At 62.3% G+C, this 544-nt stretch carries 1 protein-coding gene; it reads left to right on the top strand.

Annotated elements, in window-relative coordinates:
* A partial coding sequence (locus AC1D0P_RS27820) for an FGGY-family carbohydrate kinase (RefSeq protein ID WP_477679683.1) occupies positions 1–416 on the top strand: 416 nt, incomplete at its 5' end.
* Positions 417–544: the final 128 nt, after the last annotated feature.

Below are 544 nucleotides of genomic sequence, written 5' to 3' on the forward strand. Positions count from 1 at the left end.
GCGCCATCTACGGCCTGACCCGCAATTCCGGCCCGGCCGAAATCGCCCGCGCTGCACTCGAATCCGTCTGCTACCAGACTCGCGACCTGGTCGACGCCATGCACAAGGACTGGAAGAGCGACGAACACGAAACCGTACTGCGCGTCGACGGCGGCATGGTGGCCTCCGACTGGACCATGCAGGCGCTCGCCGACATCCTCGACGCCCCCGTCGACCGGCCGAAGATATTGGAAACCACCGCGCTGGGCGCCGCCTGGCTTGCCGGCTCCCGCGCCGGCGTTTGGCCGGATGCCGAAGGTTTCACCAAGGCCTGGGCGCTGGACCGCAGCTTTGAGCCGGCAATGGACGAGAAGGTGCGGAAGGCGAAAATCAAGGGCTGGAACGAGGCGGTGAAGCGGACGCTCAGCGAACGGTGAGCCAATCATTTATACGGATCGAACACGGTGACCACCCCATCGATAACTTGGCCATGCTGAAGGTCTTCAGTCACAACGAATTCACAGCCTGTTTTGATAGCCGCCGCAACGATCATCGAGTCATAGAT

The sequence above is a fragment of the Polaromonas sp. P1_G2 genome, assembly GCF_056405515.1.